Below are 12,837 nucleotides of genomic sequence, written 5' to 3'. Positions count from 1 at the left end.
CACGCGGCGCGTTCGGCACCTGCCGCACCCGTCGCACCCCTCTCGTCGCATCGCAGACGACCACCACGACACGCACACAGACCCATGGCTGACCTCACGCTCGACCACGTATCGAAGTTCTTCGACGACGGCGGATCCAAAGTCGTCGCCGTCGACGACGCCTCCGTGACCATCGAGGACGGCGAGTTCCTCGTTCTCGTCGGTCCCTCGGGGTGCGGCAAATCGACCACGCTCCGCATGATTGCGGGGCTGGAGACCGTCTCCGAGGGCGAGATTCGCCTCGGCGACGACCGGATGGACAACCGCCCGCCGCGCGACCGGGACATCGCGATGGTGTTCCAGTCGTACGCGCTGTACCCCCACATGACCGTCCGCGGGAACATGCGCTTCGGGCTGGAGGAGTCGACCAACATGGCCGACGCCGACATCGACGAACTCGTCGAGGAGACGTCGTCCATGCTCGGCATCGGCGACCTGCTCGACCGCAAGCCCGGCGAACTCTCCGGCGGCCAGCAACAGCGGGTCGCCCTCGGCCGCGCAATCGTGCGCGACCCCGAGGTGTTCCTGATGGACGAACCGCTGTCCAACCTGGACGCGAAGCTCCGCTCGCAGATGCGGACCGAACTCCAGCGCCTCCAGGAGGACCTCGGCGTCACCACCGTCTACGTCACCCACGACCAGACGGAGGCGATGACGATGGGCGACCGCATCGCCATCCTCAACGACGGCGAACTCCAGCAGGTCGCCACGCCGCTGGAGGCGTACCACCGGCCGGCGAATCGCTTCGTCGCGGGCTTCATCGGCGAGCCGTCGATGAACTTCTTCGAGATGGACGTGCAGGGCGACGAACTCGTCGGCGACGCCTTTTCCTACGACCTCTCCGCGAAGTCCGCGGAGGCGGTCGAGGGCTCGGAGCGCGTCACGCTCGGCATCCGTCCCGAGGACGTCGAAGTCATTGGCGACGCGGCCGCGGACCACGCTTACGAGACGACCGTCGACGTGGTCGAACCGATGGGTAACGAGAACGCGGTCTACCTCGACCTCGGCGGCGAGCGCCGCTTCGTCGCCACCGTCGGCGGCATGCGCCGGGTCGAAGCCGGTGAGTCCGTCGTCGCCCGCATCCCCGAGGACGCGGTTCACCTGTTCGACGCGACCACCGGCGAGACGCTCCAGAACCGGTCGTTAGAGTCGGCCGACCTCGACGCGCCGGAAGCGAACCTCTGAGCGGGCCGTTCAGGTTCGGTCGGGTTCAGTCAGTCGGTCGCTTTTCGGTCCGGTCCCTTTTCCTCAGTTCGTCGCTCGCGGCGGTTCGCTCACTCCTCCAGCGCCGCGTACTCTTCGGGCGTGTACGTCTTCAGTTCCATCGCGTGGATGTCAGTCGTCATGTGGTCGCCGAGGGCGTCGTAGACGAGTTGGTGCTGCTTGACCAGCGACTTCCCCTCGAAGGCGGGCGAGACGACGACGGCGGCGTAGTGGTCATCCTCGTGGTTCTCGTCGACCGTTCGCGGCCGCGAGACCGTCGCGTCGGCGTCCTCGATGTGCGATTCGATGAGTTCCTCGATGGCGGCGAGTTCCATGTGCGTACTGGCGGCCCGCGCCGGCAAAAAGCGTCCGGGAACCGGGCGCACTCGCGGAGGTTTTTATCCGGTGACGACCCACCTCGGTTCGTGACTGACGTGACATCTCACGACGGACTCGCCGAGGAGGCCGCTCGCGTGCTCCGCGACGAACACGAGCGACTGCTGACCGTCGTCGGCCAATGCGCCACCGCCGTCGCCGCGGAGTGGGACGGCGACTCCGTGGCGGACCGCGAGCGCGTCATGCCGCCGTTCAGGCGCGCTCTCGACGGTTCCGGCGCGCTTTCTCGCCTCCCGCGGGCGCTCGCCGACGCGGTGACGGCCACCGGCAGACCGATGGCTGCGCCGCCCGTCGCGTCCCCGCCGTACGTGGTCGTCACCGGCGAGGGCGTCGTCCTCCGCGCCAACCTCGGCGAGGAGCGACTGGTGGTGCTCCTCCGGACGTTCGAAGTCGTCCGCGACGGCGACGACGGGGACCACCGCTACCGCCGCATCGACGGCGTCGAAATCGAAGCCGAAATCGTCTGAGCCGAGTCGCTGCGTCTCGACCGCGGAGCGCGCTTCGTCACCCGGCGTGTCGGTCTCGCCCGCGGTTACATCTGGTAGCGGCGCACGTCGTCCCGCGGCGGGGCCTGTGACTGCCCGGTCATCTCCTCGTAGGTCATCCCCGCGAGGTACTCGTCGTAGGTCACGTCGTAGCCCTGCCGGAGGTGGAAGTCGAGTTGGCCGCGGTCGAGTTCCGACTGGAACAGCGCGTGGACCGCCCGGCGGACGAGTTCGTCCGCGTCGTCGGGGTCGAACAGGGCGACGAGCATGGCGAGTTCGTGTCGCGTCTCGCGGTCGAGCGACACGTCGAGGCTGTCGCCGAGGTCTCCGTAGGCCGCGTCAACGTCGTCTGTGAGTTCGTCGAGCGTCATCGCCCGGCGATGGGGCCGTCACGGGGATACGCGTTTCGACCGCGGTAGCGGTCCGTCGTGCAGAGACACAGTCGCCCGTTGGCTGTAGTCGCCCCGACGCTCCGGCATCGCCACGGCTAAACGCGGGCCGTCCCAAGCCGGGGCGATGAGTGACGCGCCGTCCGAACTCCCCGCCGACCTCGACCGCGAAGCAGTCCAGTCCGCGCTCACCGAGTGGTACGAGGCCGACCACCGGGACTTCCCGTGGCGGCGCACCGACGACCCCTACGAGATTCTCGTCTCCGAGGTGATGAGCCAGCAGACCCAACTCGGCCGCGTGGTCGAGGCGTGGGAGGCGTTCCTCGACGAGTGGCCGACGACGGCCGACCTCGCGGCGGCCGACCGCGCCGACGTGGTGGGCTTCTGGACGAACCACCGACTGGGCTACAACAACCGCGCGAAGTACCTCCACGAGGCCGCCCGGCAGGTCGAAGAGGACCACGGCGGCGAGTTCCCCCGGACGCCCGACGGCCTCTCGGAACTGATGGGCGTCGGCCCCTACACCGCCAACGCGGTCGCTTCCTTCGCGTTCAACAACGGCGACGCGGTGGTCGATACCAACGTTAAGCGGGTCCTCCATCGCGCCTTCGCGGTCCCCGACGACGACGCGGCGTTCGAGGCCGCCGCCTCGGAACTCATGCCCGACGGCGAGTCCCGCGTCTGGAACAACGCCATCATGGAACTCGGCGGGGTCGCCTGCGGGAAGACGCCCACCTGCGACGAGTCCGGCTGTCCGTGGCGGCAGTTCTGTCACGCCTACGAGACGGGTGACTTCACCGCGCCCGACGTGCCGACCCAGCCGAGTTTCGAAGGGAGTCGGCGGCAGTTCCGCGGCCGGGTCGTCAGGATTCTCGGCGAGTACGACGAACTCGGCCTCTCGGAGTTGGGGCCGCGAGTCCGCGTCGATTACGGCGGCGACACCGGTACAGAGTGGCTTCGCGGCCTCGTAGACGACCTCGAATCCGACGGGTTGGTCGATGTCGCGGAGGGCGACGACGGCGTCCGCGTCTCGCTGGCGAAGTAGCCCGCGCTCCGTTGATGGCGCTCGCCGCGGTTGTCTCGTCGCCCGTATTTATCCCACCGGACTAGTCCGGCAGCAGTCGCACCCCTCGGTTCCGACTACGTACACCCGATGGCAACACGCGACGCGTCGTCGTTCGACCCTCGCGAAGCCGCGGAGTCCGCCGAAGCGAAGACCCTCGCGCTGGACGGCGGAGGGCGATTCGCATACGCCGAGTACGGCGATTCCGACGGCATCCCGGTCGTGTTTCTCCACGGCGCGCCGGGGTCGCGCCTGCTCGGGGCGCTGTTCGACGCGCCGGCCGAGGAGCGCGGAATCAGAGTCCTCGCGCCCGACAGACCCGGCTACGGGCTGTCGTCGCCGCGCCCGATACCCGAGGAATCGGGCGAGTCGAGCCAGCGGTCCGCGGCACTTGCACCCGCGGACTTCTTCGATGCGCTTCTCGACGACATCGGCGCGCAATCGGCGGGGGTCGTCGCGTTCTCCGGTGGGAGCCGCGACGCGTTGGCTGTCGCGTCGGCGCGGCCGGACAGGGTTCGGCACGTGAGCGTCGTCGCGGGGGCGGTTCCCCCGGGAGCGCGCGAGGAGACGCCCGGCACGCAACGACTCCTGTCGTGGCTGGCGACGAACGTGCCGGCGCTCCTCGGCTATCTCTTCCGCGGACAGGCGTGGCTCGCCGACAGACTCGACCCCTCGGTCGTCGTCGCGCAGTACACGGCCGACGACGCGGCCGGAGCGGTTCCAGAGGGGGTCGCCGCAGTGGTGCGAGACGACTTCGTTGCAGGGGTCAGTCGCTCGCGGCGGGGCGTAGTCGACGACTTCCGGGCCGCGGCCGCGCCGTGGGGGATTCCCTTCGACGACATCGAGGCCGACGTGTCTCTGTGGCACGGCGACGCCGACACGAACGTCCCGATAGCCGGCGCGAGACGCCTCGAATCCGAGATATCCGGCGCGCGGCTTCGAGAGGTGCGCGGCGCAGATCACCTCCGGACGCTTCTCCGGAGCGTCCCCGACGCGCTGGACGAACAGTGCCGTGCCGCGGGGTCGCTCGACCCGGATGCTTCGGACGCCTCTCCGGGGTCGACCGCCGCCGCCGAATCGCACCACCGCGTTTGATATACCGGACCGAAAAACGGTCGGTCGAAACGGAATGAAACACGCCCAGTTCTCGGTCGACTACCCGGACCGACTGGTCCACCCGCTCCAGCGCGGGATGATGCGCGACTCGCCGGTCGACCGGGCGGAGCTGTTGATGTGGAGTCCGACGGCCGACGCGACGACGCTGTTCTGGTTCGACGGCGACCGAGACGCGGCCGACGCGCTCGTTTCGGGCGTCGATTCGCTCGTTCGGGCGCACTTCGTCGAGGGCGCGGAGGGGACCTACGGCTTCCTCCACCAGCGCGACTACGAGTTCGCGGACCCGCTTCTCGGAGTCATCGCCGACTCGCGGGTGATCTTCCTCCCGCCGGTGGTGTTCCACGCCACCGGATCCGTCCGGTTCGAGGCGGTCGGGGAGGTGTCGGCGCTCAGCGCGTTTTACGACGACATCGCAGCGCTCGGCGACCTCACGGTCGAGCGCGTGCAACCCTTCGACCGGCGGCGGTCTCCCTCGCAGCTCACCGACCGACAGCGGGCCGCGCTGGAGACCGCGGTCTCGACCGGCTACTACGAAATCCCCCGCGAGGGGTCGGTCGCAGACGTGGCCGACGCGCTCGACTGCTCGACGAGTACGGCCGGCGAGCTACTCCGAAAGGCCGAGGCGACGGTGCTCCGGGAGTTCGTCGGTTCGGGGTGACGCGCGCCGACGCTTACGGCACCTTCAGATAGGCGTCGCCCGCGGCCTGTCGCGTCACGAGTTCGCCGACGCCCGAGGGAACGACCTCGACGCCGTCGGCCAGTTGGTCGGTGTCGATGCCGCGGCCATCGAGGGAGTTCCGACAGGCGCAACAGCGAACGCCGGCCTCGAACAGCGGGTCGAGGCGGTCGCGGACGGGCGAGTCGGCGAGAAAGAGGAGCGCCGCGTCGCCGTTGGCGAGGAGCGTGACCTCGCCCGTCTCGACCGTCTCGTCGTCGAGCAGGTTTCGGACGTTGCGGATGGCGTGCCGCCAGTCGCCGAGGTCGGCGCTGGAGACGTGGAAGACGACGTTCACGGTTGGTTTTCGCACCCTGGGTCCCTGTGTGTTGTGTCCGTCCAGCACGGCCGAGTGCGGCCGACGAGATTTTCACGGCGCTCTCGGAGATACAGGGTATGACGCAGCCACACGTAGTCGCCATCTGCGGCAGTCTCCGCGACCACAGCTACACCAGATTGGCGCTCGAACACGCTCTCGCCGGTGCGTCGGCCGCCGGCGGTACGACGGAACTCGTGGACCTCCGCGAGTACGACCTTCCGCCGCTCGATGCCGACTACGACGAGCAAGGGGATTCGGCCGAACTCCGCCGCGTCGTCGACGGCGCGGACGCGGTCATCCTCGGCACGCCGGTCTACCACGGCTCGTACTCCGGCGTCCTCAAGAACGCCCTCGACTACTGCGGCTTCGACGAGTTCGGCGAGAAGACCGTGGGCCTCCTCGCCGTCGCCGGCGGCTCGTTCCCCGTGACCGCCCTCGAACACCTCCGGTCGGTCTGCCGGTCGCTGAACTCGTGGGTGCTCCCCCATCAGGTCGCGATTCCCCGTGTCACCTCGTCGTTCGACGGCGACGACCTCGCGAGCGAGGACCTGCGCAAGCGGGTCGAGCGACTCGGCCGCGACGCGGTCGTCTACGCCAACATCGAGCCCGAGCCGCCGACGTTCGAAAGCGGCGAGAACGTCGGAGCGGACGACTGAGCCGCCGTCACGCGCTGTTTCGAACGCGGCGACGGTTCGGTGGGCCGACCCGTCTCGACTCCCGACCGTCGCGGCAGATGAACAATCGTTTTGACCCTCCTCGTCCCCCAGTCAGGATATGCACGCCATCACGCAGAGCGGATGGATAGAGGTCATCTCCGGCTCTATGTTCTCGGGGAAGACGGAGGAGCTCCTTCGACGCCTCCGCCGGGCCGAAATCGCGGGACAGGAGATCTCGGTGTTCAAACCCCAACTCGACGACCGCTACGGCGAGACGACGGTCGGCTCTCACGCCGGGCGCTCGTGGGAGGCGAGCGTCGTCCCCTCCGAAGGCGAGGGCGTCTGGCAAATCGCCGAGGAACTCAACGGCGAGGACGTGGTCGCCATCGACGAGGCGAACTTCTTCTCGGCCGAGCTGGTCGACGTGTGCGAGGCGCTGGCCGCCGACGGCAAGCGCGTCCTCGTCTCGGGGACCGACCAGACGTTCCGCGCCGAACCGTTCGAACCGGTCCCCCAACTGATGGCGCTCGCCGAGTACGTGGATAAGCTTCAGGCCATCTGCACCATCTGCGGCGAGCCGGCGACCCGGAACCAGCGGCTCATCGACGGCGAGCCGGCCCACGTTGACGACCCGACCATCCTCGTCGGCGCGGAGGAGTCCTACGAGGCGCGGTGCCGGAACTGTCATACCCTCCGGCGGGACTAGAGGCTAGCGTGACTACTTGGGTCGAAACCCCACGGGAGGGCCGGGACCGCGGGCTGACCGGTCTCCTCCGCGCGTGGCTCGCCGTGGTCGTCCGCCCTCGTCAGTTCTTCCGCGACGGGGTCGCGCCCGGCGACCAAGCGCCCGGACTGGTGTTCGCCATCGCGGTTGCGCTCGTCTACCAGGGGCTCGGGTTCGCCCTCGCGCCGGCGACGATTCCGGCCATCGAGGGCGGCCCGCTCGTCTCCGCGCTCGTCGCCCTGCTCGTCGTCGCGCTGTTCGTCGCGCCGGCGCTCCTCCACCTGACGGCGGCCATCCAGACGGCGCTTCTCATCCCGCTTTTGTCCCGCCGCGCGGGAGTGAGCGAGACGGTGCAGGTCATCGCCTACGCCGCCGCGCCGTGCGCCTTCGCCAGCCTCCCGATTCCCGGCGTCCGCGCGCTGTGCGCCGTCTACGGCGCGGCCCTCCTCGTCGTCGGCATCAGCGAGGTCCACCAGACGACGGTTCCGAAGGCGGCGCTCGCCGCGGCCGTCCCCGCCGGCGTGGTGTTCGGCTACGCCTTCGGCGGCTTCCGCGCCCTCTCGGAACTCGCCGCGGCGCTCGCGCTCGTCTGAGTCGAACCTCGCCTCGAATTCCCGCGTTTTGACCGACGGAGCGCCGTTTTTTCGCCCGTGCACGCGCTACTCTCCTCTGAGCGTTTTTCGACAATCGTTTTAGTTAGGGGTTGTTTGCTCAACGCAATGGATTGGATTACGCACGAGGAGGACGTCTGGTTCGAATTCCGGGGCAATAGCCCCCACCAGCTCGTCCCCGGCCGATTTTACAAAGGCACCGTCGACGGGTACGCCGACTTCGGTGTCTTCGTTGACCTCGCTTCGAACGTGACCGGACTTCTGCACCGCAGCGAACTCGACCGCCGCCTCGAATCCCTCGAATGGGAGCCGGGCGACGAGGTGTTCGTCCAAGTGAAGAACGTCCGCGACAACGGCAACATCGACCTCGGCTGGTCGATTCGCCAGTCCGACTCGGAGTTCCGCGGCGCTCGCATCCACGACCCCGACGGCGACGCCGACGGCCAGCCCGTCGAGCAGGAAGCCGAGAGCAGCGGCCCGGCGACCGTCAAGACGCGCCCGAAGACGGGCAAGACGACGAAGCCCGTCGGCGCGAGCACGTCGTCCGAGACGGCCGAGTCCGAACCCGAACAGGAACCCGAACAGGAAGCCGAATCTGAGCCCGAACAGGACGCCGCGTCCGAGTCCGACGCCGGAGACGAGGACCGCGCGCCGACCGCCGGCGACATCGTCGACGACATCGCCGCCAACGGCGAGTCCGAGCAGGACGTCGAAGCGGAACCGGAACCGGAGAGCGAGGCCGAGCCTGAGTCGGAGCCCGAGCAGGACGACACCGACGCCGAGCAGGAAGCCGAGACCGAGGCTGACGCCGACGCTGACGAGGCAGAGCGCGTGACGCTCGCCAGCATCGACGACCGCGTCGGCGACGTGATTCGCGTCGAGGGCGAAATCGCAAGCGTCCGCCAGACCGGCGGCCCGACGGTGTTCGAACTCCGCGACGAGACGGCCATCGCCGACTGCGCGGCCTTCGTCGAGGCCGGCGTCCGCGCGTACCCCGAAGTCGAAGTGGGCGACTACGTCCGCATCGACGGCGAGGTCGAGCGCCGCCGCGGCGAACTCCAGATCGAGACCGAGGAGCTGACGGTTCTCGACGGCGACGAGGCCGACACCGTGGCCCAGCGCCTCGCGGACGCCCTCTCGGACGAGGCCCGCCCGGACGCCGTCGCGCCCCTCGCGGCCCACGAGCCGGTCGCCGCCGTCGGCAAGTCGCTGCTCGACGCCGCGGAGGCCATCCGCCGCGCCGTCCTCGAATCGCGCCCCATCGTCGTTCGCCACACGGCCACCGCCGACGGCTACGTCGCCGGTGCCGCTGTCGAGCGCGCCGTGCTCCCACTCATCCGCGAGGAGCACCCCCGCGACGACGCCGAGTACCACTACTTCACCCGTCGCCCGCTTGAGGAGGCCGTCTACGGCATGGACGCCGCCACGAACGACGTGACGCGGATGCTCGAAGACCGCGACCGCCACGACGAGAAGCTCCCGCTCGTGCTTCTCCTCGGTGCCGGTTCGACCGCCGAATCCCTCGACGGTCTCGGCCTGCTCGGCGTCTACGGCTCCGAGCGCGTCGTCGTCGACGCCGCGCCCGCCGACGACGAGGTCGCCGAGGAAGTCGACGTGCTCGTCAACCCCGCCCGCGAGGGAGCCGACGCCCGCGACCTCTCGGTCGGCGCGCTCGCCTCCACGCTTTCTGTCGCCGTCAACGAGGACATCCGCGACGACGTGTCGCACCTCCCCGCCGTCAGCTACTGGGAGAACTGCCCGCAGCAGTACCTCGACCTCGCCGCGTCCCACGGCTTCGACGCCGACCGCGTCCGTGAACTCCGCGAGGCCGTCGCGCTGGAAGCGTACTACCAGTCGTACCAGGACAAGCGCGAACTCATCGCCGACCTGCTGTTCGACGCCGACGAGGGCCTCGCCGGCCACGTCTCCGAGCAGTTCCGCATCAAGCTCGAAGACGAAATCGAGACGGCGCAGGCGAACCTCGAACGCCGCGATGTCGGTGCCATCTCCGCGGCCGTCCTCGACTCCGACGCCTACAGTCACCGCTTCGACTTCCCGCCGACGGGCCTGCTCGTGGACGAACTCCACCGCCGCACTCGCGAGGGTGACGCCTTCGTGACCGTCGCGCTCGGCATGGACGAACTCTACCTGCGCTCGACGGGCGACCTCGACCTCCGCGCAGTCGTCGAGTCGGCCGCCGAGAAAGCGCCCGCCGCCGGCCTCGCCGCCGCGGGCATCCGCGAAGGTCGTATCGAGTTCCTGACCGGCGCGCGCGACGAGGCGCTCGAAGCCGTCCTCGACGCCGCCGCCGAGCAGTTCTAAGCCGCAATCCAGACTCCTCCTCGCGCGGTTCGACGGAGGGCTGTATTCCAGCCTCCCGAGCGACACGCTTATCCACGAAACGACCCGATTCGCGCCCATGAACCGCCACCACGTCGCCGAACGGGAGGTGTGTCCGTGAGCGCCGAGACCGAGACGGAGTCCGAAGCGTTCGAGCGGACCTGCGAGGCGCTCGTCGAGCGCATCCTCGCGGGCGACGTCGACCGCGACGACCTCGAATCGGCAAAGCTCGACGCCTGTTCGGAACACTCCTCGCCGAAAGTCCCGAAGAACACCGAGATTCTGCAGTACGCCCCGGAAGACCGCCGTGAGGAGGTCAAAGAGGTCGTCCAGCGCAAGCCCGTCCGCACCGCCTCCGGCGTCTCGCCGGTCGCCATCATGACCTCGCCGCACATGTGCCCCCACGGGAAGTGCCTCTACTGTCCCGGCGGGCCCGCCAGCGAGTTCTCCTCGTCGCAGTCGTACACGGGCCACGAGCCCGCGGCCGCCCGCGGTGTCCAGAACGACTACGACCCCTACGGGCAGGTCACGCTCCGCCTCGAACAGCTTCGACATATCGGCCACCCCGTGGACAAGGTCGAACTCATCTTGATGGGCGGGACGATGACCGCCCGGAGCCACGACTACCAGGAGTGGTTCGTCAAGCGGGCGCTCGAAGCCATGAACGACTACGACCTCGACAAGGAGCCCGAACCGGCCGAGGACCGGTCGTTCAAACCCGACCCCGAGGATGTCGAGTTCAAGTATATCGAGGACGTCATCGCGGAAAACGAGACGAACGACATCCGCAACATCGGGACGACCTTCGAGACGAAGCCGGATTGGTGCGACCCCGAGCAGATAGACCGGATGCTCGATTTGGGCGCGACGAAGGTCGAAGTCGGCGTCCAGACGACCTACGAGCGCATCAACCGCGAGATGCACCGCGGCCACGGCGTGCAGGCCTCCATCGACGCCAACCGCCGGCTCCGCGACTCGGCGTTCAAGGTCGGCTTCCACATGATGCCCGGCCAGCCGGGCATGACCAAGGAGATGTGTCTGGAGGACTTCCGCCAACTGTTCGAGAACAGCGACTGGCGGCCCGACTATCTCAAGATCTACCCGACGCTCATCGTCCGCGACACCATCACCTACGACATGTGGCGGCGCGACGAGTACGAACCGCTGAACAACGAGGAGGCAGCCGACATCGTCGCGGAGGTCATGGGCATGATTCCGAAGTACACCCGTCTCCAGCGCGTCCAGCGGGACATCCCCGCGGACTTCATCGACGCGGGCGTCTGGAAGTCGAACCTCCGACAACTGGCCGCCCAGCGCGCCGAGGAACGAGGCATCGTCCAGCGGGACATCCGCGCCCGCGAGGTCGGCATGAACGAGGCCGACCCGGACCCAGAGCGCATCGAACTCGACGTGATGACCTACGAGGTCGCCGGCGGGACCGAGCACTTCATCTCGTTCGAGGACCCCGTCGAGGACCTGCTCGTCGGCTTCTGTCGCCTCCGGTTCCCCGGTAACCCGGTCCGCCACGAGCTTCAGGACGCGGCGCTCGTCCGCGAACTCCACGTCTACGGCTCCGAGGCGGGCATCGGTGCCGACGGCGACTGGCAGCACAAGGGCTACGGGAAGAAGCTCCTCGCGCACGCCGAGGAACTGTCCCGCGACGCCGGCTACGACAAGATTTCGGTTATCTCGGGTATCGGCGTCCGGCAGTACTACAAGCAGAAACTCGGCTACCACCAGGACGGCCCGTACGTGTCGAAGCGGCTGTAGGGAGTACCTGGATTTTTGGTCCGAGTTTTTGGTCCAGATTTTTCCGAGGCGAGCGTAGCGAGCCTCGGAAAAAGGTGGGACTGGCCCGTACGTGTCGAAGCGGCTGTAGCTGACGAAGGCTCCCGCGCCCGATTCTCACTCCTGAGTGTCGCTCCGTCACGCTTTTACTTTCTGGCCCACCGCACACGGTAGAATGGCACCTCAGGGGGGTGCGGCGGTTCAGGGGCAGGCGACGACGTGGCTTCAGGACCTCCGCTCGGCGCTCGCACAGTTCGTTTCGACAGAAGAGCGACTCGGTATCTCGGCCGCGCTCGTGGCGCTCGCGCTCGGCATCGCGGTCTTTCTCGCGCCGCGGCTCGTCTCGCGGGCGACCGCCGAGTTCCGAACGCGGGTGCTGGCCCACCCGCGGGTACCGGACGCCGTCACCGACGCGGCGTGGCTGTTTCCCGCGACAGTCGTCGTCCGGACGCTCCAACTCGCGGTCTTCGTCGGCGCGACGCTGTCGCTGTTGCTCCTCTGGGGCTACACCGGCCTCGCCGCGGACCTCACCGAGGTCCTCGCCGTCGCGGTGCCGAACGCCGCCAAACTCGGGGCCACGGTCGCGCTGTTCGCCGGGGCGCTCGTCGGGACGAACGTCCTCGAAGAGAAACTGGACTCCTACGCGACCGCATCGGACAACATCAACGCCCACCAGCAGGGCATCGTCTTCCGCGTCCTCCAACTGGTCGTCCTCCTCGCGGTCGGGATGGCGGCACTCACGGTTTGGCAGGTCCGAATCGGCGGCCTGCTCGTCGGCGCGGGCTTCCTCGGCATCGTGGTCGGCATGGCCGCGAGACAGACCCTCGGGTCGCTCATCGCGGGCTTCGTGCTGATGTTCTCTCGACCGTTCGAACTCGGCGACTGGGTGGAGATAGACGACGCCGAGAGGGTGTCATAGAAGAGTTCTCACACCGTGATCACGGTACTTCCCGGATTGTCTCCACGTTCGTAGTTGGTGATTGCGACGACGAG

Annotated in this window: 13 protein-coding genes and 1 pseudogene; 11 read left to right on the top strand and 3 right to left on the bottom strand. The window is 68.5% G+C overall.

Annotated features, from left to right (window positions below; all coding sequences use genetic code 11):
- The first annotated feature begins 84 nt into the window (after window positions 1-84).
- Window positions 85-1,224, top strand: coding sequence for an ABC transporter ATP-binding protein (locus AM590_RS02925; RefSeq protein WP_058826140.1), 1,140 nt, complete (start codon window positions 85-87; stop codon window positions 1,222-1,224).
- A gap of 89 nt (window positions 1,225-1,313) precedes the next feature.
- Here the strand turns inward: AM590_RS02925 and AM590_RS02920 are convergent, their stop codons facing one another.
- A complete protein-coding gene (locus AM590_RS02920) occupies window positions 1,314-1,577 on the bottom strand; it encodes a BolA family protein (protein WP_004974320.1) in 264 nt (87 codons plus the stop codon).
- A gap of 90 nt (window positions 1,578-1,667) precedes the next feature.
- Here AM590_RS02920 and AM590_RS02915 point away from each other — a divergent pair, with 90 nt between their 5' ends.
- Window positions 1,668-2,105, top strand: a complete 438-nt coding sequence (locus AM590_RS02915) for a hypothetical protein (protein ID WP_058826139.1) — start codon at window positions 1,668-1,670, stop codon at window positions 2,103-2,105.
- Between the two features lie 65 nt (window positions 2,106-2,170).
- On the opposite strand, the gene AM590_RS02910 is transcribed toward AM590_RS02915, so the two are convergent.
- The gene (locus AM590_RS02910; RefSeq protein WP_004969267.1) at window positions 2,171-2,494 is read right to left on the bottom strand and encodes a hypothetical protein; all 324 of its coding nucleotides are present in this window, start codon (window positions 2,492-2,494) and stop codon (window positions 2,171-2,173) included.
- 145 nt (window positions 2,495-2,639) lie between these two features.
- Between AM590_RS02910 and AM590_RS02905 the strand changes: the two genes are divergently transcribed.
- From AM590_RS02905 to AM590_RS02895, 3 genes are all read left to right on the top strand, one after another.
- Complete coding sequence (locus AM590_RS02905) at window positions 2,640-3,557, top strand: A/G-specific adenine glycosylase (protein WP_058826138.1); 918 nt, start codon at window positions 2,640-2,642, stop codon at window positions 3,555-3,557.
- A 108-nt stretch (window positions 3,558-3,665) separates the two neighbouring features.
- Window positions 3,666-4,670 (top strand): alpha/beta fold hydrolase, encoded by a 1,005-nt coding sequence (locus tag AM590_RS02900; RefSeq protein ID WP_058826137.1) that lies wholly within the window; start codon window positions 3,666-3,668, stop codon window positions 4,668-4,670.
- A 34-nt stretch (window positions 4,671-4,704) separates the two neighbouring features.
- A complete protein-coding gene (locus tag AM590_RS02895) occupies window positions 4,705-5,349 on the top strand; it encodes a helix-turn-helix domain-containing protein (RefSeq protein ID WP_004044712.1) in 645 nt (214 codons plus the stop codon).
- A 13-nt stretch (window positions 5,350-5,362) separates the two neighbouring features.
- Here the strand turns inward: AM590_RS02895 and AM590_RS02890 are convergent, their stop codons facing one another.
- On the bottom strand, window positions 5,363-5,704 hold the full coding sequence (locus tag AM590_RS02890) for a DsrE family protein (protein ID WP_058826136.1): 342 nt from the start codon (window positions 5,702-5,704) through the stop codon (window positions 5,363-5,365).
- Window positions 5,705-5,802: 98 nt separating this feature from the next.
- Between AM590_RS02890 and AM590_RS02885 the strand changes: the two genes are divergently transcribed.
- From AM590_RS02885 to AM590_RS02860, 6 genes and pseudogenes are all read left to right on the top strand, one after another.
- Window positions 5,803-6,381, top strand: a complete 579-nt coding sequence (locus tag AM590_RS02885) for an NADPH-dependent FMN reductase (RefSeq protein ID WP_058826135.1) — start codon at window positions 5,803-5,805, stop codon at window positions 6,379-6,381.
- A gap of 118 nt (window positions 6,382-6,499) precedes the next feature.
- Window positions 6,500-7,087, top strand: a complete 588-nt coding sequence (locus AM590_RS02880) for a thymidine kinase (RefSeq protein WP_058826134.1) — start codon at window positions 6,500-6,502, stop codon at window positions 7,085-7,087.
- A gap of 83 nt (window positions 7,088-7,170) precedes the next feature.
- Window positions 7,171-7,698 carry a YIP1 family protein gene (locus AM590_RS02875; RefSeq protein ID WP_082677639.1) on the top strand — a complete coding sequence of 176 codons (528 nt, stop codon included), beginning with the start codon at window positions 7,171-7,173 and terminating at the stop codon, window positions 7,696-7,698.
- A gap of 126 nt (window positions 7,699-7,824) precedes the next feature.
- Window positions 7,825-10,038, top strand: a complete 2,214-nt coding sequence (locus AM590_RS02870) for a DHH family phosphoesterase (RefSeq protein ID WP_058826132.1) — start codon at window positions 7,825-7,827, stop codon at window positions 10,036-10,038.
- 129 nt (window positions 10,039-10,167) lie between these two features.
- On the top strand, window positions 10,168-11,826 hold the full coding sequence (locus AM590_RS02865) for a tRNA uridine(34) 5-carboxymethylaminomethyl modification radical SAM/GNAT enzyme Elp3 (RefSeq protein ID WP_058826131.1): 1,659 nt from the start codon (window positions 10,168-10,170) through the stop codon (window positions 11,824-11,826).
- A gap of 193 nt (window positions 11,827-12,019) precedes the next feature.
- A pseudogene (locus AM590_RS02860) lies at window positions 12,020-12,757 on the top strand (mechanosensitive ion channel domain-containing protein); the annotation flags it as partial.
- Window positions 12,758-12,837: the final 80 nt, after the last annotated feature.

The organism is Haloferax sp. Q22, from assembly GCF_001482285.1.
Classification (GTDB): Archaea; Halobacteriota; Halobacteria; order Halobacteriales; family Haloferacaceae; genus Haloferax.
This window is presented reverse-complemented; position numbering and strand designations above follow the sequence as displayed.